The sequence below is a fragment of the Streptococcus oralis genome (assembly GCF_001578935.1).
In the GTDB taxonomy this organism is placed as follows: domain Bacteria; phylum Bacillota; class Bacilli; order Lactobacillales; family Streptococcaceae; genus Streptococcus; species Streptococcus oralis_R.
In genome coordinates this window covers 804,378-829,671 of record NZ_KQ969521.1, presented here as the reverse complement: position 1 = coordinate 829,671, position 25,294 = coordinate 804,378, and the positions used below count along the sequence as shown (strand labels likewise).

Annotated in this window: 29 protein-coding genes, 1 tRNA gene and 1 other annotated feature; of the genes, 21 read left to right on the top strand and 9 right to left on the bottom strand. The window is 41.8% G+C overall.

From position 1 onward, the window contains the following. Positions 1-77: 77 nt before the first annotated feature. From SORDD15_RS04165 to SORDD15_RS04155, 3 genes are all read left to right on the top strand, one after another. Positions 78-638, top strand: a complete 561-nt coding sequence (locus SORDD15_RS04165; protein ID WP_061414661.1) for a LemA family protein — start codon at positions 78-80, stop codon at positions 636-638. Position 639: 1 nt separating this feature from the next. Beyond that, positions 640-1,539, top strand: coding sequence for a zinc metalloprotease HtpX (htpX, locus tag SORDD15_RS04160; RefSeq protein WP_061414658.1), 900 nt, complete (start codon positions 640-642; stop codon positions 1,537-1,539). Positions 1,540-1,647: 108 nt separating this feature from the next. Further along, a complete protein-coding gene (locus SORDD15_RS04155) occupies positions 1,648-2,247 on the top strand; it encodes a CPBP family intramembrane glutamic endopeptidase (RefSeq protein ID WP_231097628.1) in 600 nt (199 codons plus the stop codon). A gap of 189 nt (positions 2,248-2,436) precedes the next feature. On the opposite strand, the gene SORDD15_RS04150 is transcribed toward SORDD15_RS04155, so the two are convergent. Continuing rightward, positions 2,437-3,996 carry an ATP-binding cassette domain-containing protein gene (locus SORDD15_RS04150; RefSeq protein ID WP_061414653.1) on the bottom strand — a complete coding sequence of 520 codons (1,560 nt, stop codon included), beginning with the start codon at positions 3,994-3,996 and terminating at the stop codon, positions 2,437-2,439. A 329-nt stretch (positions 3,997-4,325) separates the two neighbouring features. Continuing rightward, on the bottom strand, positions 4,326-4,655 hold the full coding sequence (locus SORDD15_RS04145; protein ID WP_061414651.1) for a hypothetical protein: 330 nt from the start codon (positions 4,653-4,655) through the stop codon (positions 4,326-4,328). Between the two features lie 167 nt (positions 4,656-4,822). On the opposite strand from SORDD15_RS04145, the gene SORDD15_RS04140 reads away from it, so the two are divergent. From SORDD15_RS04140 to SORDD15_RS04110, 7 genes are all read left to right on the top strand, one after another. After that, the gene (locus tag SORDD15_RS04140) at positions 4,823-5,365 is read left to right on the top strand and encodes a YceD family protein (protein ID WP_061414648.1); all 543 of its coding nucleotides are present in this window, start codon (positions 4,823-4,825) and stop codon (positions 5,363-5,365) included. Continuing rightward, positions 5,366-5,995, top strand: coding sequence for an endonuclease III (nth, locus tag SORDD15_RS04135; RefSeq protein ID WP_061414645.1), 630 nt, complete (start codon positions 5,366-5,368; stop codon positions 5,993-5,995). Between the two features lie 210 nt (positions 5,996-6,205). Continuing rightward, positions 6,206-6,727 carry a bifunctional pyr operon transcriptional regulator/uracil phosphoribosyltransferase PyrR gene (gene pyrR, locus SORDD15_RS04130; RefSeq protein WP_000850018.1) on the top strand — a complete coding sequence of 174 codons (522 nt, stop codon included), beginning with the start codon at positions 6,206-6,208 and terminating at the stop codon, positions 6,725-6,727. A gap of 18 nt (positions 6,728-6,745) precedes the next feature. Continuing rightward, the gene (locus SORDD15_RS04125) at positions 6,746-7,669 is read left to right on the top strand and encodes an aspartate carbamoyltransferase catalytic subunit (protein ID WP_061414642.1); all 924 of its coding nucleotides are present in this window, start codon (positions 6,746-6,748) and stop codon (positions 7,667-7,669) included. A 49-nt stretch (positions 7,670-7,718) separates the two neighbouring features. Then, on the top strand, positions 7,719-8,798 hold the full coding sequence (locus SORDD15_RS04120; protein ID WP_000166848.1) for a carbamoyl phosphate synthase small subunit: 1,080 nt from the start codon (positions 7,719-7,721) through the stop codon (positions 8,796-8,798). Positions 8,799-9,245: 447 nt separating this feature from the next. After that, positions 9,246-12,422 (top strand): carbamoyl-phosphate synthase large subunit, encoded by a 3,177-nt coding sequence (gene carB / locus SORDD15_RS04115; protein WP_061414639.1) that lies wholly within the window; start codon positions 9,246-9,248, stop codon positions 12,420-12,422. A gap of 216 nt (positions 12,423-12,638) precedes the next feature. After that, entirely contained in the window at positions 12,639-13,973 is a 1,335-nt protein-coding gene (locus SORDD15_RS04110) for an Nramp family divalent metal transporter (RefSeq protein WP_061414636.1), read from the top strand. A gap of 115 nt (positions 13,974-14,088) precedes the next feature. Here SORDD15_RS04110 and SORDD15_RS04105 read toward each other — a convergent pair whose 3' ends face one another. The 3 genes from SORDD15_RS04105 to SORDD15_RS04095 all read right to left on the bottom strand — a co-directional run bounded on the left by SORDD15_RS04105 (position 14,089) and on the right by SORDD15_RS04095 (position 16,317). After that, positions 14,089-14,331: a type B 50S ribosomal protein L31 gene (locus SORDD15_RS04105; protein WP_000710762.1), complete on the bottom strand. Its 243-nt coding sequence runs from the start codon at positions 14,329-14,331 to the stop codon at positions 14,089-14,091. Positions 14,332-14,494: 163 nt separating this feature from the next. Continuing rightward, positions 14,495-15,265, bottom strand: coding sequence for a hypothetical protein (locus SORDD15_RS04100; RefSeq protein WP_061414634.1), 771 nt, complete (start codon positions 15,263-15,265; stop codon positions 14,495-14,497). Positions 15,266-15,372: 107 nt separating this feature from the next. Further along, positions 15,373-16,317: a DHH family phosphoesterase gene (locus SORDD15_RS04095; RefSeq protein ID WP_061414631.1), complete on the bottom strand. Its 945-nt coding sequence runs from the start codon at positions 16,315-16,317 to the stop codon at positions 15,373-15,375. A gap of 103 nt (positions 16,318-16,420) precedes the next feature. Here SORDD15_RS04095 and SORDD15_RS04090 point away from each other — a divergent pair, with 103 nt between their 5' ends. The 6 genes from SORDD15_RS04090 (at position 16,421) to SORDD15_RS04065 (ending at position 18,519) form a co-directional block, all read left to right on the top strand. Next, on the top strand, positions 16,421-16,864 hold the full coding sequence (locus tag SORDD15_RS04090) for a flavodoxin (protein ID WP_001162125.1): 444 nt from the start codon (positions 16,421-16,423) through the stop codon (positions 16,862-16,864). 115 nt (positions 16,865-16,979) lie between these two features. Then, positions 16,980-17,246, top strand: a complete 267-nt coding sequence (locus tag SORDD15_RS04085) for a chorismate mutase (RefSeq protein ID WP_061414628.1) — start codon at positions 16,980-16,982, stop codon at positions 17,244-17,246. Then, positions 17,243-17,617 (top strand): fluoride efflux transporter CrcB, encoded by a 375-nt coding sequence (crcB, locus tag SORDD15_RS04080; RefSeq protein ID WP_061414625.1) that lies wholly within the window; start codon positions 17,243-17,245, stop codon positions 17,615-17,617. Before SORDD15_RS04085 ends, crcB (SORDD15_RS04080) begins: the two co-directional genes overlap by 4 nt. Beyond that, positions 17,611-17,940, top strand: a complete 330-nt coding sequence (crcB, locus tag SORDD15_RS04075; protein ID WP_000237395.1) for a fluoride efflux transporter CrcB — start codon at positions 17,611-17,613, stop codon at positions 17,938-17,940. Before crcB (SORDD15_RS04080) ends, crcB (SORDD15_RS04075) begins: the two co-directional genes overlap by 7 nt. Before the next feature lie 118 nt (positions 17,941-18,058). Then, positions 18,059-18,406, top strand: a complete 348-nt coding sequence (rplS, locus tag SORDD15_RS04070) for a 50S ribosomal protein L19 (RefSeq protein ID WP_001068669.1) — start codon at positions 18,059-18,061, stop codon at positions 18,404-18,406. Positions 18,407-18,447: 41 nt separating this feature from the next. After that, positions 18,448-18,519, top strand: a tRNA-Arg gene (locus tag SORDD15_RS04065). 55 nt (positions 18,520-18,574) lie between these two features. Here SORDD15_RS04065 and yidA read toward each other — a convergent pair. Beyond that, complete coding sequence (gene yidA, locus SORDD15_RS04060; protein ID WP_061414622.1) at positions 18,575-19,381, bottom strand: sugar-phosphatase; 807 nt, start codon at positions 19,379-19,381, stop codon at positions 18,575-18,577. A gap of 9 nt (positions 19,382-19,390) precedes the next feature. Next, positions 19,391-20,698: an HD domain-containing protein gene (locus SORDD15_RS04055; RefSeq protein ID WP_061414619.1), complete on the bottom strand. Its 1,308-nt coding sequence runs from the start codon at positions 20,696-20,698 to the stop codon at positions 19,391-19,393. A gap of 71 nt (positions 20,699-20,769) precedes the next feature. Between SORDD15_RS04055 and SORDD15_RS04050 the strand changes: the two genes are divergently transcribed. Continuing rightward, complete coding sequence (locus tag SORDD15_RS04050) at positions 20,770-21,147, top strand: YwiB family protein (protein WP_081102358.1); 378 nt, start codon at positions 20,770-20,772, stop codon at positions 21,145-21,147. Positions 21,148-21,171: 24 nt separating this feature from the next. Here SORDD15_RS04050 and SORDD15_RS04045 read toward each other — a convergent pair whose 3' ends face one another. Together SORDD15_RS04045 and SORDD15_RS04040 are read right to left on the bottom strand one after the other, a co-directional pair. Then, complete coding sequence (locus tag SORDD15_RS04045; protein ID WP_061414611.1) at positions 21,172-22,254, bottom strand: DEAD/DEAH box helicase; 1,083 nt, start codon at positions 22,252-22,254, stop codon at positions 21,172-21,174. Then, positions 22,251-23,228 carry a Gfo/Idh/MocA family protein gene (locus SORDD15_RS04040; protein ID WP_061414607.1) on the bottom strand — a complete coding sequence of 326 codons (978 nt, stop codon included), beginning with the start codon at positions 23,226-23,228 and terminating at the stop codon, positions 22,251-22,253. The genes SORDD15_RS04045 and SORDD15_RS04040 overlap by 4 nt, the downstream gene beginning before the upstream one ends. A gap of 145 nt (positions 23,229-23,373) precedes the next feature. Here SORDD15_RS04040 and SORDD15_RS04035 point away from each other — a divergent pair, with 145 nt between their 5' ends. The 4 genes from SORDD15_RS04035 to rpmA all read left to right on the top strand — a co-directional run bounded on the left by SORDD15_RS04035 (position 23,374) and on the right by rpmA (position 25,264). Beyond that, on the top strand, positions 23,374-24,069 hold the full coding sequence (locus SORDD15_RS04035) for a YoaK family protein (RefSeq protein WP_061415665.1): 696 nt from the start codon (positions 23,374-23,376) through the stop codon (positions 24,067-24,069). Positions 24,070-24,123: 54 nt separating this feature from the next. Continuing rightward, positions 24,124-24,244, top strand: a sequence feature (ribosomal protein L21 leader region). Positions 24,245-24,278: 34 nt separating this feature from the next. Then, a complete protein-coding gene (gene rplU / locus SORDD15_RS04030; RefSeq protein WP_000109141.1) occupies positions 24,279-24,593 on the top strand; it encodes a 50S ribosomal protein L21 in 315 nt (104 codons plus the stop codon). Positions 24,594-24,609: 16 nt separating this feature from the next. Beyond that, the gene (locus SORDD15_RS04025; protein WP_000613704.1) at positions 24,610-24,954 is read left to right on the top strand and encodes a ribosomal-processing cysteine protease Prp; all 345 of its coding nucleotides are present in this window, start codon (positions 24,610-24,612) and stop codon (positions 24,952-24,954) included. Positions 24,955-24,970: 16 nt separating this feature from the next. Continuing rightward, positions 24,971-25,264: a 50S ribosomal protein L27 gene (gene rpmA, locus SORDD15_RS04020; protein WP_000916509.1), complete on the top strand. Its 294-nt coding sequence runs from the start codon at positions 24,971-24,973 to the stop codon at positions 25,262-25,264. Positions 25,265-25,294 lie beyond the last annotated feature (30 nt).

The following is a 25,294-nucleotide window of genomic DNA, read 5'->3' as shown; positions in this document are numbered from 1 at the left end:
AGTATCATCTTATTTTACCACAATCATTAAAAATTTGATATACTGGTAGTAATCTAAAAGCAGAAAGGACTTATATCATGACTTGGATTATTCTTGGAGTTTTGGCTCTTGTTGTTATTTTTGTGATTGTTAGCTATAACGGTTTGGTTAAAAATCGTATGCAGACCAAGGAGGCTTGGAGCCAAATTGATGTTCAGTTGAAACGTCGTAATGATCTCCTCCCAAACTTGATTGAAACAGTCAAAGGCTATGCGAAGTATGAAGGTTCTACCCTTGAAAAGGTGGCAGAACTGCGTAATCAAGTGGCGGCAGCGACTTCACCAGCAGAAGCTATGAAAGCTAGTGATGCCCTCACTCGTCAGGTTTCAGGTATTTTTGCAGTTGCAGAAAGCTACCCAGACTTGAAAGCCAGTGCCAACTTTGTTAAATTGCAAGAGGAATTGACCAATACAGAAAATAAAATTTCTTACTCTCGCCAACTCTACAACAGTGTTGTCAGCAACTACAATGTAAAACTTGAAAGTTTCCCAAGCAACATCATCGCAGGACTATTTGGATTTAAAGCTGCAGATTTCCTTCAAACACCTGAAGAGGAAAAGATAGTTCCTAAAGTTGATTTTAGTGGTTTAGGTGACTAAGATGTTGTTTGATCAAATTGCAAGCAATAAACGAAGAACCTGGATTTTGTTGCTGGTTTTCTTCCTACTCTTGGCCTTGGTTGGCTATGCGGTTGGTTACCTCTTTATGCGGTCTGGTCTTGGTGGCTTGGTTATCGCACTGATTATCGGCTTTATCTACGCTTTAACTATGATCTTTCAATCGACAGAGATTGTCATGTCTATGAATGGGGCGCGTGAGGTTGATGAGCAAACGGCACCAGACCTCTACCATGTAGTGGAAGATATGGCTATGGTCGCTCAGATTCCCATGCCGCGTGTTTTCATCATTGAGGATTCTTCTTTAAATGCCTTTGCGACAGGTTCTAACCCTCAAAACGCAGCGGTTGCTGCGACGTCAGGTCTTCTAGCAATCACGAATCGTGAAGAACTAGAAGCTGTTATGGGGCATGAAGTCAGTCATATCCGAAACTACGATATCCGCATTTCGACCATTGCTGTCGCCCTTGCCAGTGCCATTACCCTTCTGTCTAGTATGGCAGGACGGATGATGTGGTGGGGTGGCGCAGGTCGAAGACGGAGTGATAATGATCGTGATGGAAATGGTTTGGAGATTATCATGCTTGTTATCTCTCTCTTAGCCATTGTTCTAGCACCTCTCGCAGCAACCTTAGTGCAACTAGCCATTTCCCGTCAGAGGGAATTTTTGGCGGATGCATCCAGTGTGGAGCTGACTCGCAATCCTCAAGGGATGATCAATGCCTTGCGTAAGTTGGACAATAGCGAGCCGATGCACCACCATGTCGATGATGCCAGCAGCGCTCTTTATATCAATGATCCTAAGAAAGGTGGGGGACTTCAAAAACTCTTTTATACCCACCCACCTATCTCAGAACGAATCGAACGCTTGAAACACATGTAAACAAAATCCAGAGATCGGCTCTGGATTTTTGCTTTCAGTATCTCGCTTTTAACTTGTTATCTCACCGGGAAATAGTATAATATATGTAATTCTATATAATTGAGGTGAATGATGTATAAGCGCTGGATGACGTTTTTCTTGATTTTGATTTTTTTGCCGATTCATTTGAGTATAGCAGAGAAAATCATGCGAATAAATTCATTGCCGCTATCAATCCTTTTTACACTTGTTGAACTTGCAATATTTTTATATGTAGGAAAAAAGTATGACATGTTTCACATTCGGAAAATCCGCCTAAAAGATATTCTTAAATGTTTTCTTTCATACGCCTTGCTTTTCCTCTTTTATATTTTGATCAATTTTTTAGGCTCTACCCAATCAGAGACAATTCAAACTGTGCAAAGTTTATCACTTTCCTGGTCTGTACTTTTTGTGGATCTCTGTGTTTTGGCGCCTGTCACGGAAGAAATCTTTATGCGAGGTATGTTACAGGGGATAGTATTTAAGAATACATATTTTGGCTTGTTTGCTACATCGCTTCTTTTTGCTTATCTGCATGGTCCCTATACTATTCCTAGCTTTATCACCTATTTAGGTATGGGATTTGCATTTGGGATAAGGTATAAGACTTCTGACAACCTATGGAATTCCATTCTTTTGCATGTCCTCAATAATCTGGTTGCGTTTTGCTTTTTGTATATGAGATAATGCTGCATTAGAATGCTTTGAGCTGTAAAATAGTAAAAAATGATTTCTAGTTTATACAATTTAAACAAAAGCCAGAGCATAATATGTCACGTAGATGATGCCAGCAGCGCTCTGTGCATCAATTGTCCTAAGAAAGGCGTATGTAAAATATCCAGAGAAATCTCTCTGGATTTTTGCTATGTTCAACATTTATAAATCTTGTAAATCGACGACCTCCAAACCATTTTCTGTCAAACGATAGATACTCGTACAGACCTCTTTTAAGAAGCGTCTGTCATGGGAAACAGTGATGAGACCGCCAGGATAAGAGGCAAAGAGTTTTCTGATTTCGGGTTGAGAAGTGGGAGAAAAGTTTCGTGTAGGCTCATCCAGAAGGAGAAAGTTTGGTTTGCGCAACACTAAATCCAAAAGTAGGAGTTTACCTTGTTGCCCGCCAGATAGGGAGCGGATTTGGTGGTGCATCTCTGGATAGCTGAAATTAAGACTGGCTAGGTGAGATTGGATTTTCTGTAGTTCCTCTTTTTCCCCAGTTTTTCTGAGATAGGCTACTGGAGATAGATCCAATTGCAGTTTTTTATGGTAATCTTGTGGCATAAAATCAAGCGAAATCTCTCTTTTGGCGCTGAGCAGTTGTTGCAACTTGGCTAACAGAGTTGATTTTCCAACACCATTTGGCCCTATGATACCGATTTTATCTTGGCCACGGACCGTTAGTTGTAACTCCTGAGCTAAAATGCGCTGGCCAATGGACAAATTTTCTTTTTCCAGTTGGAATAAGACTTTAGAAGCCGGTAATGGTTGGATGTCTGAAAAGAAAAGTTGGATTTGTTCCTCTTCAAGTGGCTTTTTGGTCATGGACTGAGCTTCCTTTTCAAAGCGTTTTTCTTGAGAGAGAACAGTTTTCATCTTTTTAGCCAATAGGCGACCAGCAACATCATTTTTAGTGTTACGTAAGGCAGTTTCTACATTTTGCTTGACGCGGCGATGCTTTTCTATGGTTTTGTCATAGAGTCTCTGGTCGTTGGCAGCTTGCTGGCTTTGTCTAGCAAAATTAGCCTTTCTCTGCTCACTATAGCGTTCATAGCCTACATGCTCGACTAGTGTTTCTGCTTCTTTCCGGTGCTTGACCTGTTTCAGGTGGACAATCGTATCTGCCGTTTCAGAAAGAAAGTCTTCATCATGAGAAATGAAAATAACAGTTTGCCTCATCTTCTGTATCTTCCTTTTTAGCCAATCAACTGTTTCAAGGTCTAGGTCATTTGAAGGTTCATCTAAAAATAGAATCTCAAAGGGTTTGGCTAATTCATGGATGAGTTGAATTTTCAAAGCTTCACCCCCCGAGAGGCTGCCAATTTCTTGGTCGCTAGCAAAACGGTCGCTATCAAAGTGTAACTCCTCAGCTAAGCGATAGAGGATACTGTAGTCTAAATCAGCAAAATCCAAAAAGAAGTAGTCATGTAGAGTTTTCTTTTTCAGGTTCTCAGCTATCTTTTGTGGAATGTAGGCTAGTGATTGAAGGTCAGACTGGATGTCGCCCTTGATAGTAAAATCAGGCAATTCTTCTCCCATTAAAGCTCCTAGTAAAGTCGATTTACCATTTCCTTCTTCACCAATAATAGCAACCTTTTCTCCGTCTTGGATGGTCATGCTTAGGTCAGATACAAGGTCCCGCAAATCTTTGTTTTGAGTGATGGTTAGATGATTGATGTTTATCATATTATCGCCCTTTCTAGAATGTCGATAGTGCATAACAAAAAGCTCTACTTTACCTAGTAGAGCCCAAAGTCACTGTCAAAACTCTATTATCCTCGTTGAAAAGCTCGTCAAACTAGCTTGGAAATACCTACCCTAACTCAAGAGAAGCATAACTTTCCAGTTTTTTGATTTTCAATGAGGACAAGATACTAGAAAATCTAGTATAAAAAGAGCACACAAAAAGAGACAAAAACAAGATCTACTAAATAAAGTTCTTTATTTGATAGATTAGTTGTTCATGTCTCCCATACCTCCGAGTATTAGTACCTTTATCCTATACCTTTAAGGAAATTTTGTCAACAGAAAACAAGTAATTTCAAGCTCTAAAAACCAAAAACAGGCCCATAGAGAGTCAATATGTGTTTGACATGTTCGTAGTGGAACTTGTCATAGTTGCGCCAAGCAGTACGAGCTTGATTGTTTAGTTTTAGGCTACCCAGTCCAATCAGTAGACTGGTACGTTGGTAAAATTTCTCAAGGTCGATTAAGATACTGTTGTCCAGCTTTTCTGCTTTTTTTAGTTCCTTAAGAGTGGTGTTCAGCAACTCTTGCAGTCGAAGATCATCGGCAGTTCCTTGTTTACAGCTTTGGTAGCTTTTATTTAACTCGGAAAGGAGTTGGTAAGCTTCAGTGATGAGTTCTTTATCTTCCATATGAGCATCCTCCTTGCTCTGATGTATTCTTGCCTATAGTATAGCACTTATAGGGGAATTTGTCATGGTAAATATGTTAAAAATGAGATTTTAATCTCAAAGTTTGGGAGGCTGACTTATAGCCTTTTCATGGTATAATCAAGTGAGTACATCTTTATGGAGGAAATATGAAGTTAAATATTCAAGAAATTCGTAAGCAACCTGAAGGCTTGCACTTTGAACAAGCTTTAGATCTGGCAGCAGACTTGCGTAAACGGAACCAAGAGATTTTAGATGTCAAAGATATCTTAGCAGTGGGAAAGGTGCAGTACGAAGACCGTCTGTATTTTTTAGACTATCAGTTGTCATATACTATTGTTCTTGCTTCCAGCCGCAGTATGGAGCCAGTTGAGTTGGCTGAGTCTTATCCAGTCACAGAAGTTTTCATGGAAGAAGCGATCAACCAACTGGACCAGGAAGTTCTAGACGATGACTTAGTCTTGCCTATCGAAAATGGGGAAATCGACCTTGCTGAGAGCGTAGCAGATAATATCTTGCTCAATATCCCAATCAAGGTCTTGACGGCAGAAGAAGAGGCGGGCCAAGGTTTTGTGTCTGGAAATGACTGGCAAATCATGACTGAAGACGAATATCAAGCCCAACAAGCAGTCAAGAAAGAAGAAAGCAGTCCTTTTGCTGGCTTGCAAGGACTATTTGATGGAGACGAGTAGATGGTTTTATCTAAGAAACGTGCCCGTCATGTCATAGAGGAAATTATTGCCCTCTTTCCAGATGCTAAGCCTAGTCTTGATTTTACCAATCACTTTGAACTCTTGGTTGCAGTGATGCTATCAGCCCAGACAACAGATGCAGCGGTAAATAAGGCCACGCCAGGTCTATTTGCTGCTTTTCCAACGCCACAAGCCATGTCTGTGGCTACTGAGAGTGAAATTGCTTCGCACATTTCTCGCCTGGGACTGTATCGAAATAAGGCTAAATTTCTTAAAAAATGTGCCCAACAGTTACTAGACGATTTTGACGGTCAAGTGCCTCAGACTCGAGAGGAATTAGAAAGTTTAGCTGGTGTTGGTCGTAAAACAGCAAATGTCGTCATGAGCGTGGGCTTTGGAATTCCTGCTTTTGCAGTGGACACCCATGTGGAGCGTATCTGCAAGCATCACGATATCGTTAAAAAATCAGCTACGCCACTTGAGGTAGAAAAACGTGTCATGGACATCCTACCACCAGAAGAATGGTTAGCAGCCCACCAGGCCATGATTTACTTTGGACGAGCTATCTGTCATCCCAAAAATCCAGAATGCGATCACTATCCCCAACTGTATGATTTTAGTAACGTTTAAGGGGACTCTGAAAAAGTTTTTGCTTGATTTTAAGGGTGCTTTGTGCTATAGTAAATGATAACTAAATAGTCCTTTAATCCTGTCCCGTGAGGCAGGCAAGGAGCGCGATAAAGTAGAAGGGTGAAGTCTATACTGTATACAGTAAGGCTCGCTTGGCTATACATTTCAAGTCTCCTTGTAGAAGGAGACTTTTCTTTTTGGAGGTTTGTCATGAAGACAAAAGAAGTTGTAGACGAATTGACTGTCAAACGAGCGATCACGCGAATTACTTATGAGATTATTGAGCGCAATAAAGATTTGAATAAAATTATCCTAGCGGGGATAAAAACGCGTGGTGTTTTCATCGCTCATCGTATCAAAGAACGCTTGGAGCAGTTGGAAAATATCACTGTTCCTGTTGTGGAATTGGACACCAAGCCTTTCCGTGATGATGTTAAAAGCGGAGAAGATACTTCTTTGATTTCTGTTGATGTCACTGACCGTGAAGTTATCTTGGTGGATGATGTACTCTATACAGGCCGTACCATCCGTGCTGCTATCGATAATATTGTTGGCCATGGTCGTCCTGCGCGCGTGAGTCTTGCGGTGCTAGTTGACCGTGGACATAGAGAATTGCCAATCCGTCCAGATTACGTTGGGAAAAATATCCCAACCAGCCGTTCTGAAGAAATCATCGTAGAGATGACAGAACTTGATGGTCAAGACAGAGTTCTGATTACTGAAGAAGCTTAGAAAGCTGAAGGAGTAGCTATGTCAGAAAATCACCAAGCATTGAACCATGTGGTTTCCATGGAAGACCTTACAGTTGATCAAGTGATGAAATTGATTAAACGAGGTATCGAGTTTAAAAACGGAGCCCAACTTCCCTACGAGAACAAACCTATCGTATCGAATCTCTTCTTTGAAGATTCTACACGGACACATAAGTCCTTTGAAGTGGCAGAGATTAAGCTAGGGTTGGAGCGACTAGACTTTGATGTGAAGACTAGTTCGGTCAATAAGGGTGAAACACTGTATGATACCATCTTGACCCTATCTGCTCTAGGAGTGGACGTCTGTGTGATTCGTCACCCAGAGGTCGACTATTACAGAGAGTTGCTTGCGAGTCCATCGATTACGACTTCCATCATCAATGGTGGGGATGGTTCGGGACAACATCCTAGTCAGAGCTTGCTTGATTTGATGACTATTTATGAGGAATTTGGTCACTTTGAGGGGCTCAAGGTCGCTATTGCAGGTGACTTGGACCACTCACGCGTTGCCAAATCCAATATGCAGATTTTGAAACGCTTGGAAGCTGAACTTTTCTTTGCAGGACCTGAGGAATGGAGAAGTCAAGAGTTTGCGGACTATGGACAGTTTGTAACTATTGATGAGATTGTTGATCAGGTGGATGTTTTGATGTTACTCCGAGTTCAACATGAACGCCACGAAAGTGGAGCCGTTTTTTCAAAAGAAGACTACCATGCCCAACATGGCTTGAACCAAGAACGCTATAATCGCTTAAAAGAAACAGCAATCATTATGCATCCTGCTCCAGTTAATCGAGATGTGGAAATTGCTGACCACTTGGTTGAAGCTCCAAAATCACGCATTGTCCAACAAATGACCAACGGTGTCTTTGTTCGAATGGCAATTTTAGAATCCGTATTGGCGAGTAGAAACGCCAACTAAAACACAAGACGTTAAAAGACGCCAGTGAGCGTCCACGAGAGGTGAAAATATGACAAAAAGACTTCTAGTATTAGAAGATGGCACAGTTTTTGAAGGCAAGGCCTTCGGAGCAGATATTGATGTAACAGGTGAAATCGTCTTTAACACAGGGATGACCGGCTACCAAGAATCCATTACAGACCAGTCTTATAATGGACAAATCTTGACCTTTACCTATCCTTTGGTGGGAAATTATGGAATTAACCGTGATGATTATGAATCCATCATTCCAACTTGTAAGGGAGTTGTCGTTTTCGAAGAGGCGCGTCGAGCTAGCAACTGGCGCAACCAAATGACCTTGGACGAATTCTTGAAAGCCAAGAAAATTCCAGGTATCTCAGGGATTGATACGCGTGCCCTTACTAAGATTATCCGTAAGCATGGTACGATGCGTGCAACCTTGACCCATGTTGGAGACAGTATGGACCATGTGACGGACCAGCTACAAGCAACAGTCTTGCCAACAGATAATATCAAGCAGGTTTCCACTAAAACTTCCTATCCAGCTCCTGGAGTTGGTTTGAGTGTGGTCTTAGTAGACTTTGGTCTCAAACACTCAATCCTACGTGAACTTTCTAAGCGTAACTGTAACGTGACGGTTGTTCCGTATTCAACAACGGCAGAAGAAATTCTCCACCTAAATCCTGATGGAGTTATGTTGTCAAATGGTCCAGGTAACCCAGAAGACGTTCCAGAAGCACTGGACATGATTCGTGGTGTGCAAGGGAAAATTCCAATTTTCGGTATTTGTATGGGACACCAACTCTTTGCCATGGCAAACGGTGCTAAAACCTACAAGATGAAATTTGGTCATCGTGGATTTAACCACGCGGTACGTGAGATTGCTACAGGCCGTGTAGACTTTACTAGCCAAAACCACGGTTATGCAGTCAGTCGTGAGGACTTGCCAGAGCATTTGATCATTACCCACGAAGAAATCAATGACAAATCAGTTGAAGGAGTTCGTCACAGATACCAACCAGGTTTTTCTGTTCAATTCCACCCAGATGCAGCTCCTGGTCCACACGACGCTAGCTACCTCTTTGATGAATTTATCGAGATGATGGAAGCTTTTAAACAATCAAACTAAGAACGAGTAAAAGCTCGTCGGAGAATTTATGTAACTGAACACGGACGGAAAGCTCGGAATTTAGAGAAACCAACTTGGATTGTCAATCCTTCCTTGGTCTCCTAAAATTCAATCGCTTTCTATTCGTCCTTTGTATCTTATTTAATGTCAACCTGAGAGTTGCCGAATAGAAAGGCAGGTCGTTTCTTTTAGTCGCTATCGGGCGAACTAAAAACTCCCTGCACTAGATTTTTTATCGAAAAATATCGTTTCTCTAAAAAATCGTCGGAGAATTTATTTAATGGCAACCTGAGAGTTGCCGAATAGAAAGGAGAAGATACATTGTTCGCGGAAGTGAACACGCCCTAAGAACTGTGTGAAAAAGATAAACATCGTCTTGACGCTAAAGGTGTCTGCACCGAGTTTCCTATTTTCACTATGTTCTTTACGGGCTTTGTATCATAAACTATGCCTAAACGTACTGATATTCAAAAAATTATGGTGATTGGTTCTGGTCCGATTATTATTGGTCAGGCTGCTGAGTTTGACTACGCGGGGACCCAGGCCTGCTTGTCTTTGAAGGAGGAAGGTTATGAGGTTGTCTTGGTGAACTCAAATCCTGCCACCATCATGACAGATAAGGAGATTGCGGACAAGGTCTACATCGAACCGATTACACTGGAGTTTGTGACTCGTATCCTCCGTAAGGAACGTCCAGATGCCTTGCTCCCCACACTTGGTGGTCAGACGGGTCTGAACATGGCCATGGAATTGTCTAAAAATGGTATTCTAGATGAATTGGGAGTAGAACTTCTCGGTACTAAATTGTCTGCCATCGACCAAGCGGAGGACCGTGACCTCTTTAAACAATTGATGGAAGAGCTTGAGCAGCCAATCCCAGAATCTGAAATTGTCAACACAGTGGAAGAAGCTGTTGCCTTTGCGGCGTCAATTGGTTACCCAGTTATCGTTCGTCCAGCCTTTACCCTTGGTGGTACTGGTGGTGGTATGTGTGCCAATGAGGAAGAACTACGTGAAATTGCTGAAAATGGGTTGAAACTGTCACCTGTTACCCAGTGTTTGATTGAGCGTTCCATTGCTGGTTTCAAGGAAATCGAGTACGAAGTCATGCGTGACTCAGCTGACAATGCTTTGGTTGTTTGTAACATGGAAAACTTTGACCCAGTGGGGATTCATACAGGGGATTCTATCGTGTTTGCTCCTGCGCAAACCATGTCAGACTATGAAAACCAAATGCTACGTGACGCGAGCTTGAGCATTATCCGCGCTCTCAAGATTGAAGGTGGGTGTAACGTTCAGCTGGCCCTTGATCCGCATAGCTTCAAGTACTATGTTATCGAAGTAAACCCTCGTGTATCGCGTTCGTCAGCACTCGCTTCTAAGGCGACAGGTTATCCGATTGCCAAATTGGCTGCCAAGATTGCAGTAGGTTTGACCTTAGATGAGGTTATTAACCCCGTTACGGGCTCAACTTATGCCATGTTTGAACCAGCCCTTGACTATGTGGTTGCGAAAATTCCACGTTTCCCATTTGACAAGTTTGAAAAAGGTGAGCGTCGTCTTGGAACTCAGATGAAGGCGACTGGAGAAGTCATGGCCATTGGTCGTAATATAGAGGAATCACTTCTTAAGGCATGTCGTTCACTTGAAATTGGCGTTCACCACAATGAAATGCCTGAACTGGCAACCGTTTCTGACGATGCCTTGATTGAAAAAGTTGTCAAGGCCCAAGATGACCGTCTCTTCTACGTATCAGAAGCCATTCGCCGTGGCTACACGCCAGAAGAAATCGCTGAGCTTACGAAAATTGATATCTTTTATCTTGATAAACTCTTGCACATCTTTGAAATTGAGCAAGAATTAGGTGCCCATCCACAAGATCTAGAAGTCTTGAAAACAGCTAAACTCAATGGATTTTCAGACCGTAAGATTGCTGAACTCTGGAAAACGACAGCTGAGCAAGTTCGCCAACTTCGCTTGGAAAACAAGATTGTCCCAGTTTACAAGATGGTCGATACCTGTGCGGCAGAATTTGACTCTGAAACACCATACTTCTATTCAACCTATGGATGGGAAAATGAGTCTATCAAGTCTGATAAGGAATCCGTCCTAGTCCTAGGTTCAGGTCCAATCCGTATCGGACAAGGGGTTGAATTTGACTACGCAACCGTTCACTCTGTTAAGGCGATCCAAGCAGCTGGTTATGAAGCCATCATCATGAACTCAAACCCAGAGACCGTTTCAACCGACTTCTCGGTATCAGACAAACTTTACTTTGAGCCGTTAACATTCGAAGATGTCATGAATGTTATCGATTTGGAGCAACCAAAAGGCGTTATCGTTCAGTTCGGTGGTCAAACAGCTATCAACCTTGCCGAGCCATTGGCAAAAGCAGGTGTGACCATCCTTGGTACGCAAGTCGCTGACTTAGACCGTGCCGAAGACCGTGACCTCTTCGAGCAAGCCCTTAAAGACTTGGATATTCCACAGCCACCAGGTCAAACGGCTACCAATGAAGAAGAAGCCGTACTTGCAGCTCGCAAGATTGGATTCCCAGTCCTCGTTCGCCCATCTTATGTCTTGGGTGGACGTGCTATGGAAATCGTCGAAAACGAAGAAGATCTTCGTTCTTACATGCGTACCGCTGTTAAGGCCAGTCCAGACCACCCAGTCCTTGTTGACTCTTACATCGTTGGGCAAGAGTGTGAAGTTGATGCCATCTCAGATGGGGAAAATGTTCTCATCCCTGGTATTATGGAACATATCGAACGTGCCGGTGTCCACTCAGGTGACTCAATGGCCGTTTATCCACCACAAACCTTGTCGCAAAAGGTGCAGGAAACAATCGCTGACTATACCAAACGTCTAGCAATCGGTCTTAACTGTCTTGGAATGATGAACATCCAGTTTGTCATCAAGGATGAAAAAGTCTACGTTATTGAGGTCAATCCACGTGCCAGCCGTACGGTGCCATTCCTTTCTAAGGTAACTAATATTCCTATGGCTCAGGTAGCGACTAAGCTCATTCTTGGGCAGAGTCTTGAAGAACTGGGTTACCAAGATGGACTTTATCCAGAAAGCACTCGCGTTCATATCAAGGCACCAGTCTTCTCCTTTACGAAACTAGCTAAGGTAGATAGCTTACTCGGTCCTGAAATGAAGTCAACAGGGGAAGTTATGGGTTCTGATACTACTCTTGAAAAAGCTCTCTACAAGGCCTTTGAAGCTTCCTACCTACACTTGCCAACCTTTGGGAATGTGGTCTTTACCATTGCTGATGATGCCAAAGATGAAGCCTTGGACTTGGCTCGTCGTTTCCAAAATATCGGTTATGGTATCCTTGCGACAGAAGGGACAGCAGCCTTCTTTGCCAGTCATGGACTTCAAGCCCAACTTGTTGGTAAGATTGGTGACGATGAACAGGATATCCCAAGCTTTGTCCGCAAAGGGAAAATCCAAGCGATCATCAATACTGTCGGAACCAAACGAACTGCTGACGAAGATGGTGAGCAAATCCGTCGTTCAGCCATTGAACACGGTGTGCCCCTCTTTACAGCCCTAGATACAGCTAATGCTATGCTCAAGGTGCTAGAAAGCCTTAGCTTTGTCACAGAAGCGATCTAGTTGAGAAAAATTTTTCCCAGTTTTAAAGCCAGCGTCAGAAATCGCTGGCTTTTATAATACTGATGTTACTTATTTCAACTATCATGCTTTTCTTAAGAATCATTTTAAAATGTGATATAATAAGAAAGAATTGGAAATGGGAAACTATTTTCATGATATTTTCAAAAACTCTATTAAGAAAATAGGTAAAGACAGATTAGAAAGTGTAAAATTCCGATGTCTTCTTACAAAAAAGTCTCTCTTTCTGAGATCAACCAATCTATTGAAACTCCCAATAACAATCATTTTTGGCAAAATCTAAAAGCTTTTTTAGGACCTGGAGCTCTTGTAGCAGTTGGCTACATGGATCCTGGAAACTGGATTACCAGTGTGGTTGGTGGTGCTTCCTACAAATATAGTCTTTTATTTGTTATTTTGATTTCATCCATTATTGCTATGCAGTTACAACAGATGGCTGGAAAGCTCGGTATCGTGACTAGGATGGACCTAGCACAGGCAACAGCTCATCATGCTCCCAAGTGGCTTCGCTATAGTTTGTGGCTGATTTTAGAATTAGCTTTAATGGCGACAGACTTAGCCGAGGTTTTAGGCTCAGCGATTGCCTTAAATCTTTTATTTAAAATACCGATTATGGTCGCTATCCTCCTAACCGTTTTAGATGTATTTCTTTTGTTATTGTTGATGAAATTCGGCTTCAAAAAAATTGAAGCCATTGTTACGACCCTTATTTTAACCATATTAGCCATCTTTACCTATCTGGTAGCTTTATCCAATCCAAGTATTCAGGGTATTTTTGGTGGTTATTTACCGACTCCAACATTATTTGAAACACCATTACCAGGTCATGAAAGCCAATTGACCTTGGCTCTAGGGATTGTAGGTGCGACAGTCATGCCCCATAATCTCTATCTCCATTCCTCCCTATCCCAAACAAGGAAAATCAATCACAAAGATAAGAAGGATGTTCGAAAAGCCGTGCGTTTTATGACCTGGGATTCAAATATTCAGCTGTCTCTAGCCTTTATTGTCAATTCCTTGCTTCTTATTTTAGGGGCATCTCTCTTTTTTGGGCATGCATCTGAAATTTCAGCTTTCTCCCAAATGTACAATGCTTTACAGGATTCGACAATAGCAGGAGTGATAGCCAGCTCAACTCTATCAACTTTATTTGCCCTAGCCCTCTTAGCAAGTGGGCAGAATTCGACCATTACAGGTACCTTAACAGGACAGATTGTCATGGAAGGCTTCTTACATCTGAAATTGCCTCAGTGGATTATCCGTATCGGTACACGGATTTTTGCCTTACTCCCTGTGATTATTGTTGCCGTTTTGTTTGGGCACCAAGAAAAAACTTTGGATCAGTTATTGGTCTATTCACAGGTATTTCTGTCAATCGCTCTTCCGTTTTCAATCTTCCCCTTAATCTATCTGACCTCTAAGAAGTCACTGATGGGAGAATTTACCAATGCCAAGTGGAATACAATCCTAGGTTACGCAGTTTCAATCATCTTGACCATTCTCAATATCAAGCTTCTTTTCGATATTTTTTAAACTCGTTTGAAATCAATTATAGTGTCAGCGTGAAGGTTGACAAATAGAAAGTAGTAGTGGTTGGTTCATAAAAAGAAGTACAAAAAAAGAACAGTGGTAACTGTTCTTTTTCTTATTATTTGAGACCGTATTTTTTGTTGAAACGATCCACGCGTCCATCTGCTTGAGTGAACTTTTGACGTCCAGTGTAGAATGGGTGTGAGTCTGATGAAATTTCCACACGGATCAATGGGTAAGTTTCGCCTTCGAACTCAACAGTTTCGTTAGAGCGTTTTGTTGAACCGCTAAGGAATTTGTAACCAGTAGTTGTGTCCATGAAGACAACTGGGCGATATTCTGGATGGATATCTTTTTTCATTTTGCAATATTTCCTTTCTGCCATGGTCTCTTTGCGAGCCATAGATTGTTACCATACTAGTCTATCAGATTCTGATAAGTTTGGCAAGTATTTTCCCTGATTTTATTAAAAATCTTGATAAAAAATCACTCCAGTGTTTACTGGAGTGAGGGTAGAAGAATGATTAGTTCTCTTGATTTGGAGCTTTTTCTTCTTGTTGATTTTTTACTTCTGTTTCTTTTACTGGTTCTACGTTTTCTGCTGCTGATTCAGCTTCTTTTTCAGATTCAGTAGTTTCTGTTTCTGTTGGTTCGTTTACTGGCTCAGCTTCTGTTTTTGTTTCAGATTCAGTAGTTTCTTCTTTTACTGGTTCTGCGTTTTCTGCTGCTGATTCAGCTTCTACATTAGCTGGTTCCTTAGCTTCTTCTTTTTTACGTTCTTGAGATTCTTTTTTGATTTCTTCGACCGCAGTTTTAACGGTAGAGCTTGTTACACGTCCGACAGTTTGAGCAAAATCTTTACTAGACTCAGCTAATTCAGTAAATGATTCTTTGGTAATTTTACCACCTGACATTGCCAAGAGACCAGTTACAACTAGTGCAATGCTAGCAAGAATAGCTAAAATCAAACCAAAGCCGATTGAAATGCCATATCCACCAAAGTTAGACATGTATTTATTTACATTAAAGAGACTATTTAGTGTGACGAGAGTTGCAATTGCACCCGCAACAATGACACCAATTGAGAACCCTTTAGGCATTGCTTTATTCATATTATTCAAGCACGCAAGAACAATAGACACAATAGCCGCGATAATGACAAACCACCCATCTCCTTGGTAACCATTCACACTATAGGATCCAAAAGCACCTGCATTTAAACTAGCCCATGGCAAGAGTGAACCAAGGATTGCTACTCCAGCAGAAATGAGGATAAACAAACGATTTTTTTCCATTATTATGTCTCCTTTTATTCAGTTTGATTTATTATACCATAAACTGAGGTACAAAGAAACCGTATATTTTAAGAATCTAGCATATAAAAGGCCAAGAAAATTCTTTCTTAGCCTTGGTGAATCTGTAGAGCCTCTTTCAGTTCTTGGTATATTTGTTCGTTTTCTTCTAGACTATAGGAATTGGCACCACTGGCTAATGGATGCCCTCCTCCATCGTGTCGTTTGGCAATTTCATTGATAGGGATGATTTTACTGCGCATTCGCACACGGAAGTGCCCATCAGCTTGTTCAACAAAGATAGCCCAAGCCTTAATAGTATCAATTCGACCTGGTGCTCCGACAATCGCAGCTGTTTCAGCATCCGTAACCTTATATTTTTCCAAGATGTCTTGAGTAAGCAGAACGCGTGCAGCTCCATTCTCATCAACTTCTAAGTGGTTATAAACATACCCTTGCAGTTTTGCAATCTTGAAGCTCATGGTATCCATTTGACGAGACAATCCAGCAAAGTCAAAATCAGCTTCTCGGAGCTGGCCAGCTACTCTAAAGGTACGGGCACTAGTTGACGGGTAGAGAAAACGCCCTGTGTCCCCGACAATTCCTGCATAGAGAAGTCGTGCCGCTTCACTAGATAAAGCTAGCTGATTTTCTTGAGCAAATAATGCAATCATCTCACTGGCACTGCTTGAACTTGTATCCACCCAAGATAGGTCACCATAGATATCATCATTTGGATGGTGATCAATTTTGATGGTGAAAGCAGCTTGATCGTAGCGTTTATCATCGATACGAGGACGATTCGCTGTATCACAAATAATAGCAAGAGCTCCTTGGTAGTCACTGTCTTGGACAGTATCCATTTCCGCCATCCAAGTTAGAGTTGGTTCGTTAAAACCGACTGCTTTGATAGTCTTTTCTGGAAAATGGTGTGTAAGAAGAGTTTTCAAGCCTACCTGACTTCCCAAGGCATCAGGGTCTGGTTTCATATGACGATGAATGATAATGGTATCGTATTCTTTGATTTTCTCTAATATTTGCTGGCAAATTTCCATAAATAACCTCAATTCTTTCTCATTTCATTGTAGCACAAGAATTTTTATTTTTAAAATGAAAAAGATATGATATAATGGAGAAAGATAAATTGAGGAGGACGATATGGCATTAGCAAAAATTGTATTTGCCAGTATGACCGGTAATACCGAAGAAATTGCAGATATTGTAGCAGACAAATTGCGTGACTTGGGCTTGGATGTCGATGTGGATGAATGTACGACGGTTGACGCTTCAGACTTCTTGGAGGCGGACATCGCAATCGTTGCGACTTATACTTACGGTGATGGAGAATTGCCTGATGAGATGATGGACTTCTACGAAGACCTAGCAGATCTCAACTTGAATGGCAAAATCTACGGAGTGGTCGGTTCAGGAGATACCTTCTACGACGAATTCTGTAAGGCTGTTGATGACTTTGATCGCGTTTTTGTAGCGACAGGAGCAGAAAAAGGTTCGGAGTGTGTTAAAGTTGATCTTTCTGCCGAAGAAGAAGACATCGAACGTTTGGAACAATTCGCAGAAGAATTGGCTGCAAAAGTAGGATAAGAATCAAACTGCGCTGACTGGAAGAAGTCAGTGCTTTTTTTATTAGTTTTTTTGGATTTTACTAGCCTATTTAGAGGCTTTTTGATACAATAATTCAAATAAAGGAGGAGACACTATGGATTTAGATATTATTCGGCAAGAAATTGATCAAATCGACGATCAAATCGTCAAGCTCCTGGAAGAACGGATGCACCTAGTTGAAGGGGTTATCACTTATAAGAAAGCATCTGGTAAGCCAATCTTAGATTCTAAGAGAGAAGAAGTTATTTTTGAAAAAGTCAAAAATCGAGTAGAAGATAAGCGCTATCAGGAGACCATTGTTGCGACTTTTTCAGACATTCTCAAACGTTCGCGTGATTATCAGGATCAAAACATCAAATGAAAAAAGAACAGTTTTATCCGCTAGGAATTTTTCTGACTGCAATGGTGGGAGGCCTTGTCCGCTATCTGGTTTCCACTTGGTTACCAGCCAGTCCCGACTTTCCTTGGGGGACCCTTCTCGTCAACTATCTGGGAATATTCTGCCTGGTCTATCTGCTAAAAGGCTATCTGGCCTATAAGGGAACCAGCAAAGGCTTGGTTTTGGCGCTGGGGACAGGATTTTGTGGTGGCTTGACAACTTTTTCTAGCCTAATGCTTGATGCCGTGAAACTGCTTGATACCGGGCGTTATCTTAGTTTAGGCATTTACTTACTTTTGAGCATTGGTGGAGGTCTACTCTTGGCTTATGTTCTAGGGAGGAAGAAATGGTAATCGTTTATCTTGCAATCGCCTGCGGGTTTGGAGCCCTGGTGCGTTATTTCTTTTCCCGCTATAATCAAGCTTCAAAATTACCTCTAGGAACTCTCATAGCCAATCTTCTAGGATGTTTTTTGATCGGCCTACTCTACAATCATGTGGAGTCCAAGGAAGTCTATGCTATCCTAGCGACAGGTTTTTGTGGAGGATTAACGACATTTTCAACCTTGAATGACGAGCTGCAAAGACTGTTAAGTGACAAGAAGGTATTTTATAGCTATTTTCTCTTAACTTACATAGGCGGTTTTCTAGCGATTTTTTTAGGAATTCTGCTATAAATTTCTTTACTTTTAGGTGGAAATTTGGTAAACTGTATTTTGTGTGTAATGGACGCACAAAAATACAGTTTATCCGCTGAGGAAGGTTCCTCAAGATTGACAAAGATAGGAGAATAAAATGAATCCATTAATCCAAAGCTTGACTGAAGGTCAACTTCGTACAGATATCCCATCATTCCGTCCTGGTGACACTGTTCGTGTACACGCGAAAGTTGTCGAAGGTAACCGTGAACGTATCCAGATTTTTGAAGGTGTTGTTATCGCACGTAAAGGTGCTGGCATCTCAGAAAACTACACAGTTCGTAAAATCTCTAACGGTGTTGGTGTAGAACGTATCTTCCCAATCCACACTCCACGTGTTGAAAAGATCGAAGTTGTTCGTTACGGTAAAGTACGTCGTGCGAAATTGTACTACTTGCGTGCGCTTCAAGGTAAAGCAGCTCGTATCAAAGAAATTCGTCGTTAATTCGACTTGAGAGGCTAAGAGAAATCTTTTGCCTCTTTTAAGTCCCCTTAGTTCAATGGATATAACAACTCCCTCCTAAGGAGTAGTTGCTGGTTCGATTCCGGCAGGGGGCATGTAATTAGACATCAAAAACCGCTCTGCTGAGCGGTTTTCGTCTATTCTTTCCTTTTACAATACCCATGTACGGATGGCATGGGCAACGCCAGATTCGTCATTTGTTTTGGTGATGTATTTGGCGATTTTTTTGAGTTCAGGATTTCCATTTTCCATGACAACGGGATTTCCAACGACTTCCAGCATGGAGCGGTCATTTTCTTCGTCCCCGATAGCCATGGTTTCCTCTTTAGTCAATCCGAGTTTTTCAGCTAGATGGGTAATAGCTGAACCCTTGTCTACATTCTTTTTAAGGAGTTCGAGGTAGAAAGGAGCAGATTTGCTGATGGAGTAGTGTTCGTAAAATTCGGCTGGTATCTTTTCAATGGCAGCATCGAGAATCTCTGGTTCATCGATAAACATACACTTGACGATTTCCTTGTCAGCCATTTCTTCAGGTGTGCGGTAGAAAATGGGCATGTTGACGAGGGTCGATTCGCGCACTGTGTATTTTCCGATATTGCGATTGGCAGTATAGATACCGTCCTTAGTAATAGCGTGCATGTGGACACCGAGTTTGCGACTGAGAAATTCCATATCTAGATAATCCTCATAGGTCAAGGATTCACTGATAATCTCATGGCCAGTAGCCGTTTCTTGGACAAGGGCACCGTTGAAGGTCACGACATAGTCACCTTGGTCTCTCAACTGTAAGTCGTCCAGAAGTTTGGCAACGCCTGCGATAGGACGACCCGTTGCAATCACGACTTTGACACCAGCTTCTTTGGCATCTTGGATGGCAGAAAAGACTTCAGGAGTGATTTCCTTTTTACTGTTGACTAGGGTACCATCGATATCGACGGCGATTAGTTTAATACTCATAAATTTCCTCTATTCGTTCTTATTTGGGGTAAAATGATCGTTCTCAATTAAGTGTAAAAATTGCTGGGTAATGCTTGCGAAGATGCTGTTTTGGTCCAACATTTCTTTTGGAAAATAGAAACGATTGTCTCCGTGGCGGCTGCCAGCAAGGGATTGGACGATAGGGGACAGGCTAGATAGTTCTGCCAGTTCACCATTTTTCTGTAGAATCTCAATCTGAGTCCGTGGATTTTCAGATTCGGGACGATAGATATCATAAGGGAGGTCAAAATTCTTATGAATAGCAGTATAGTAGTCGGGATCAAAACCGATTTCTTCAACCAGTTGTCTCATGGTTGCGAGTTGGTCTTGGTCTTTTTCTGAAAAAGTAATGGATTTAAAGACCTTGCGGTTGACAAAACGTTGCGACAAGTCGGCTAGTATCTTGTCAGGACTGGTCATCCAGAGTTGAAAGTAGGTATTCATCACGCCATCATCCAGAGCTAGATAGTCAGACAAGGTCACATTTTTTTCAAAGAAAGGGAGGAGATGTGGAGAAGTGCGTGCAAAGAAATCCTTATCCTCAGGATAGAGTTCCTTGGCGCGTTTGAGAAGATTCTGTAGGAGAACCTCCATGGCCCGTGTTGCTGGGTGGAAATAAACCTGCATATACATCTGGTAGCGACTGAGAACATAGTCTTCGATGGCATGCATGCCATTGCGCTGAAAGGCGATCCCATTTTCGACAGGTCGAATCACCCGTAGGATGCGAGTCAGGTCAAATTCTCCATAAGATGCTCCTGTAAAATAGGAGTCGCGCAAGAGATAGTCCATGCGGTCCGCATCAATCTGACTGGAAATGAGTTGCACGACCTGCTTGTTAGGATAGGTATGGTCAATGACACTGGCTACCTTTTTGGGGAAATCAGGTGCCACTTGTAGCAGGACTTGGTGAATCTCTGTCTCAGGACTTTGGATGATTTCCTGGGTAATGGCCTCATGATCTGTATCAAAGAGATGTTCAAAAGTATGGGAGTAGGCACCATGCCCGAGGTCATGTAGGAGCGCAGCTGTCATGGTCAAGAGAGATTCAGCAGGATCCCATTCTTCAGGATATTTTTCTTCAAAAATCTCTGTGATGCGTCGTGCAATCTCATAGACCCCCAAACAGTGGGAAAAGCGACTGTGCTCGCCACCATGGAAGGTATAGCTGGAAGTTCCTAGCTGTTTGATACGGCGCAGACGTTGAAATTCTTTTGTATTGATCAAGTCATAGATGACCTGATTATTAACATGTATATAGTTGTGAACTGGGTCACGGAATACTTTTTCGTTCATATGACCATTATAGCAAAATCCTGCTCTTTTTGGTAAAATAGTAGGACAAGAGACATGAAAGAGGATTTGATGTGAAGATTCGGATGCGAAATAGGATTCAGTTTGATGAGCAGTTGGAAGTCATTGACCAGCTTTATGACGTTGAAGTGCGCGAAAAAGGGGATTTTAGCTATTTACTCTTTTATAATGAGGAAAAGGAAAAAGTGGTTCTCAAGTTTCATAGTCAAGAACTGGTGATGACCCGTTTCTCGAGTCCCAAAACCATCATGCGTTTTCTAAAGGATAGTGATAGTTTGGCCTATATTCCTACACCAATGGGGATGCAGGAGTTCATCATTCAAACGAATCACTACAAATTGGATGGGCAAAAGATTGAGCTCGCCTATCAACTGCAAAATCAAGAGGGACAACCCTTTGCCAGCTATCGATTAGAAATTACTTGGGGATAAGAAAAAGGTTGGCGAATGCCAACCTTATTTGATATAGAGTTCTTGATTTTTTAGAACAATTTCACGAACACTTGCGAATTTCTTGAGTTTTTTAAGTTCTTCAGGATGGGTAACTAGAGTGATAACATAGCCCTCTTTACCCATGCGACCTGTGCGGCCAGCGCGGTGAGTGTAAGTTTCCATGTCTCTAGGAACATCAAAGTTTACGACACATTCTAGGCTATCGATATCAATTCCACGTGCCAAAAGGTCAGTTGCAAGGAGCAGGGTTAACTGTTTGTCTTTAAACTTTTCTAAGATGACTTTTCGAAATTTAACATTGACATCACTAGCGAGGGAGACAGCCAAGATATCGCGATACTGTAGTTTTTCCTCCGCACTTCCAAGATCTGACAAGCTGTTAAAGAAGACCAGGCCACGGAAATCCTCTACATGAGCTAGTTTTCGTAGCATATCCACTCGGTGACGTTGGTCTACCTGCATGTAGAAATGTTGGATGTTGTCCAGTCTTTGACCAGAGAGATCAATGGTACGTGTATTAGGTGCAATCTTTTCTTGGTCAAACTTGGTCGTCGCACTCATGTAGATGAGTTGCTGGTCACGAGGTGCATAGTGAGTGATTTTCTCGACAAAGTGAATCTGAGAATCATCGAGCAATTGGTCAAATTCATCCAGAATGATGGTTTCCACATTCATCATCTTGATTTTTTTTAATTTAATCAACTCAAAGATACGGCCAGGGGTTCCAATCAGAATTTCTGGTCCTTTTTTAAGGCGTTCGATCTGGCGTTTCTGACTTGAACCTGATAGGAAGAGCTGAGCAGTCAAGCCGATAGCTTCAGCCCACGATTTACATACGTCAAAAATCTGTCCAGCAAGCTCCGTATTTGGTGCTAGAATCAAGAGTTGCTGCGCTTTTTTCTTTTTCAGTCTGAGAAGACTAGGTAAGAGATAAGCGAGGGTCTTACCAGTTCCTGTAGGGCTTACTCCTAGGAGGTTTTCTCCAGCAAGTATAGGCTCAAATAGTTGAGTTTGAATGGGGGTAAATTCTTGGAAACCGAGTTGGTTGCTCAATTTCTGCCATTCAGTGGGTAGTTTGGTTTTCATTTTTCTGCCTCAAATCTAATGCCAGCAGTCTGGCGCATGGTATAGAGTAAATCATGAACAGAGCCTGCATCATCCAGCCAAGTCAGGTAAAGCGTCTGGTCTGGTTGCTGGATCATGTGTGCAAATGCAGCAACTTCCTCAGTCATCGTATAGGGAGCTTGTTGGATAGGTAGCTGAACTTGATTTCCTTGGTGGTCGCTAAAAATAGCTGAGCGGACATGTTCAATCGTGTTGAGCGTCAGGGTTCCATCTGTCGTATAAATCTCGCAAGGAAGATTGGAAGTGATGTTTTTCCCAGCCTTGATATGAACTTGAAAGTCAAGGTAGAAGAGGATACCGTCTCCATTTAGGTCAATGCTATTGTCAAGCTGTTGAGCTTGATAAATCGCGTCTTGAGCCTTTCCAAAGAGGTGAACGGCAGCGTAGAGAGGATAAATCCCCAAATCCATAAGGGCTCCACCAGAAAAACGGTCTGAAAAGACATTTGGTGTCTGCCCAGCCAACAAGTTCGGCATCTTGGATGAATACTTGGCATAGTTGAAATCAGCTCCCAACACTTGCTTGTCTGCCAAAAAATTCTTGATAGTGGTAAAAGATTCCTCGTGGTAATTACGAGCTGCTTCAAAGATAAAACAATTATTTTTCTCAGCTGTCTGTCTCAAATCCAGCCATTCTTGTGGCTGAGTGACAGCTGGCTTTTCAAGAATAACATGTTTACCCGCAGACAAGGCAGCTTGTGCCTGAACAAAATGCAAGGAGTTTGGACTGGCGATATAGACTACATCAAAGGAAGACTTAAAGAAGTCTTCTAATTGATCAAAGAGTTGGATATCCTGATACCGAGAAGCAAAGGTTGCGGCTGTTTCTAGCTTTCTAGAATAGACTGCGACCAGTTGGTATTCTCCGCTAGCATGGGCTGCTTCTATGAAATGATGGCTGATAGCGCCTGTTCCGATAACACCTAATTTAAGCATAGATACTCCTTTTCCGATTCTTCCTTCATTATAACATAGAAAGACCTGACTATCCAACAGGGAGTAAAAAATTCAAATAAGCTACTAGGACTTTCCCAAAGAAAGTGGTACAATAATGAGATGAGTAAATGAAATGGGAGGGAAAATGAGGTTACTACCTATAAGAAAAATATCACGTCAGTCTAAGAGGCTAGCGCTTTTTTTGACTTTTTGCGCAGGATATGTGGACGCCTATACTTTTATTGTGCGAGGGAATACTCTTGTAGCTGGACAAACTGGAAATGTCGTCTTTCTATCAGTGGGGCTCATTCAACATAATGTGTCAGATGCCAGTGCCAAAGTAATGACCTTACTAGCTTTTATGATGGGGGTCTTTTTACTAACGATTTATAAGGAGAAATTGAGAATTGTTAAAAAACCTATTCTGTCATTGATTCCTTTAGCAATCTTATCAATCATTATTGGATTTGTGCCGCAAACGGTTGATAATATCTATCTCGTACCGCCCTTAGCCTTTTGTATGGGACTGGTGACAACAGCCTTTGGAGAAGTGTCAGGGATTGCCTATAATAATGCTTTTATGACAGGGAATATCAAACGTACCATGTTGGCTTTTGGAGATTATTTCCGGACCAAGCATACGCCTTTCCTACGAGAGGGCTTGATTTTTGTTAGCTTGCTTAGCAGTTTTGTCTTCGGAGTTGTTTTTTCAGCTTATTTGACGATTTACTATCAGGAGAAGACAATTCTAGGTGTTCCTCTTATGATGAGTATCTTTTACTTCAGTATGCTTTTTGCTTCTTGGAGAAAAAAAGGAAAGAAAAAGCTTAAATTCGATTGATTTTACTTGTAAGAAAAAAGAAGATATGCTATACTTGAAGAGTTGACTATGCACAGTCCTGTGCAACCGCACGAACATCGTTTGCTCGTCGTATAACAAATTTAAACTTTGTTATACTTAGAGTTCTTCTTTTAAGTGGTTCGTCCCACGATGCTAGGCGAGTCTTCACAAAAATACGGGGAAACCCTAAAAATCATAGGAGGTGCATAATGAGCACATACGCAATTATCAAAACTGGCGGAAAACAAGTTAAAGTTGAAGTTGGTCAAGCAGTTTACGTTGAAAAATTGAACGTTGAAGCTGGTCAAGAAGTTACTTTTAACGAAGTTGTTCTTGTTGGTGGTGAAAACACTGTTGTCGGAACTCCACTTGTTGCTGGAGCTACTGTAGTTGGAACTGTTGAAAAACAAGGAAAACAAAAGAAAGTTGTTACTTACAAGTACAAACCTAAAAAAGGTAGCCACCGTAAACAAGGTCACCGTCAACCATATACAAAAGTTGTCATCAACGCGATCAACGCTTAATTTTTAAGGAGAACACATGATACAAGCAGTCTTTGAGAGAGCCGAAGATGGCGAGCTGAGGAGTGCGGAAATTACTGGACACGCCGAAAGTGGCGAATACGGCTTAGATGTCGTGTGTGCATCGGTTTCTACGCTTGCCATTAACTTTGTCAATTCCATTGAGAAATTTGCAGGCTATGAACCAATCTTAGAATTAAACGAAGATGAAGGTGGCTATCTAAAGGTTGATATACCAGCGGATCTTCCTTCACACCAGAGAGAAATGACCCAGTTATTCTTCGAATCATTTTTCTTGGGTATGGCAAACTTATCGGAGAACTCTTCTGAGTTCGTCCAAACCAGAGTTATCACAGAAAACTAACACGGAGGAAAACATTATGTTAAAAATGACTCTTAACAACTTGCAACTTTTCGCCCACAAAAAAGGTGGAGGTTCTACATCAAACGGACGTGATTCACAAGCGAAACGTCTTGGAGCTAAAGCAGCTGATGGACAAACTGTAACAGGTGGATCAATCCTTTACCGTCAACGTGGTACACACATCTATCCAGGTGTAAACGTTGGACGTGGTGGAGACGATACTTTGTTCGCTAAAGTTGAAGGCGTAGTACGCTTTGAACGTAAAGGACGCGATAAAAAACAAGTTTCTGTTTACCCAATCGCAAAATAATCGCTCTAAGTAGCATTAAATAAGGCTTTC

What these genes read in the sequence shown, in the direction of transcription:
- SORDD15_RS04165 (WP_061414661.1), top strand. Translation starts at nt 78, where the DNA reads ATGACTTGGATTATTCTTGGAGTTTTGGCTCTTGTTGTTATTTTTGTG.
- htpX (WP_061414658.1), top strand. Translation starts at nt 640, where the DNA reads ATGTTGTTTGATCAAATTGCAAGCAATAAACGAAGAACCTGGATTTTG.
- SORDD15_RS04155 (WP_231097628.1), top strand. Translation starts at nt 1,648, where the DNA reads ATGATGTATAAGCGCTGGATGACGTTTTTCTTGATTTTGATTTTTTTG.
- SORDD15_RS04150 (WP_061414653.1), bottom strand. Translation starts at nt 3,996, where the DNA reads ATGCACTATCGACATTCTAGAAAGGGCGATAATATGATAAACATCAAT.
- SORDD15_RS04145 (WP_061414651.1), bottom strand. Translation starts at nt 4,655, where the DNA reads ATGGAAGATAAAGAACTCATCACTGAAGCTTACCAACTCCTTTCCGAG.
- SORDD15_RS04140 (WP_061414648.1), top strand. Translation starts at nt 4,823, where the DNA reads ATGAAGTTAAATATTCAAGAAATTCGTAAGCAACCTGAAGGCTTGCAC.
- nth (WP_061414645.1), top strand. Translation starts at nt 5,366, where the DNA reads ATGGTTTTATCTAAGAAACGTGCCCGTCATGTCATAGAGGAAATTATT.
- pyrR (WP_000850018.1), top strand. Translation starts at nt 6,206, where the DNA reads ATGAAGACAAAAGAAGTTGTAGACGAATTGACTGTCAAACGAGCGATC.
- SORDD15_RS04125 (WP_061414642.1), top strand. Translation starts at nt 6,746, where the DNA reads ATGTCAGAAAATCACCAAGCATTGAACCATGTGGTTTCCATGGAAGAC.
- SORDD15_RS04120 (WP_000166848.1), top strand. Translation starts at nt 7,719, where the DNA reads ATGACAAAAAGACTTCTAGTATTAGAAGATGGCACAGTTTTTGAAGGC.
- carB (WP_061414639.1), top strand. Translation starts at nt 9,246, where the DNA reads ATGCCTAAACGTACTGATATTCAAAAAATTATGGTGATTGGTTCTGGT.
- SORDD15_RS04110 (WP_061414636.1), top strand. Translation starts at nt 12,639, where the DNA reads ATGTCTTCTTACAAAAAAGTCTCTCTTTCTGAGATCAACCAATCTATT.
- SORDD15_RS04105 (WP_000710762.1), bottom strand. Translation starts at nt 14,331, where the DNA reads ATGAAAAAAGATATCCATCCAGAATATCGCCCAGTTGTCTTCATGGAC.
- SORDD15_RS04100 (WP_061414634.1), bottom strand. Translation starts at nt 15,265, where the DNA reads ATGGAAAAAAATCGTTTGTTTATCCTCATTTCTGCTGGAGTAGCAATC.
- SORDD15_RS04095 (WP_061414631.1), bottom strand. Translation starts at nt 16,317, where the DNA reads ATGGAAATTTGCCAGCAAATATTAGAGAAAATCAAAGAATACGATACC.
- SORDD15_RS04090 (WP_001162125.1), top strand. Translation starts at nt 16,421, where the DNA reads ATGGCATTAGCAAAAATTGTATTTGCCAGTATGACCGGTAATACCGAA.
- SORDD15_RS04085 (WP_061414628.1), top strand. Translation starts at nt 16,980, where the DNA reads ATGGATTTAGATATTATTCGGCAAGAAATTGATCAAATCGACGATCAA.
- crcB (WP_061414625.1), top strand. Translation starts at nt 17,243, where the DNA reads ATGAAAAAAGAACAGTTTTATCCGCTAGGAATTTTTCTGACTGCAATG.
- crcB (WP_000237395.1), top strand. Translation starts at nt 17,611, where the DNA reads ATGGTAATCGTTTATCTTGCAATCGCCTGCGGGTTTGGAGCCCTGGTG.
- rplS (WP_001068669.1), top strand. Translation starts at nt 18,059, where the DNA reads ATGAATCCATTAATCCAAAGCTTGACTGAAGGTCAACTTCGTACAGAT.
- yidA (WP_061414622.1), bottom strand. Translation starts at nt 19,381, where the DNA reads ATGAGTATTAAACTAATCGCCGTCGATATCGATGGTACCCTAGTCAAC.
- SORDD15_RS04055 (WP_061414619.1), bottom strand. Translation starts at nt 20,698, where the DNA reads ATGAACGAAAAAGTATTCCGTGACCCAGTTCACAACTATATACATGTT.
- SORDD15_RS04045 (WP_061414611.1), bottom strand. Translation starts at nt 22,254, where the DNA reads ATGAAAACCAAACTACCCACTGAATGGCAGAAATTGAGCAACCAACTC.
- SORDD15_RS04040 (WP_061414607.1), bottom strand. Translation starts at nt 23,228, where the DNA reads ATGCTTAAATTAGGTGTTATCGGAACAGGCGCTATCAGCCATCATTTC.
- SORDD15_RS04035 (WP_061415665.1), top strand. Translation starts at nt 23,374, where the DNA reads ATGAGGTTACTACCTATAAGAAAAATATCACGTCAGTCTAAGAGGCTA.
- rplU (WP_000109141.1), top strand. Translation starts at nt 24,279, where the DNA reads ATGAGCACATACGCAATTATCAAAACTGGCGGAAAACAAGTTAAAGTT.
- SORDD15_RS04025 (WP_000613704.1), top strand. Translation starts at nt 24,610, where the DNA reads ATGATACAAGCAGTCTTTGAGAGAGCCGAAGATGGCGAGCTGAGGAGT.
- rpmA (WP_000916509.1), top strand. Translation starts at nt 24,971, where the DNA reads ATGTTAAAAATGACTCTTAACAACTTGCAACTTTTCGCCCACAAAAAA.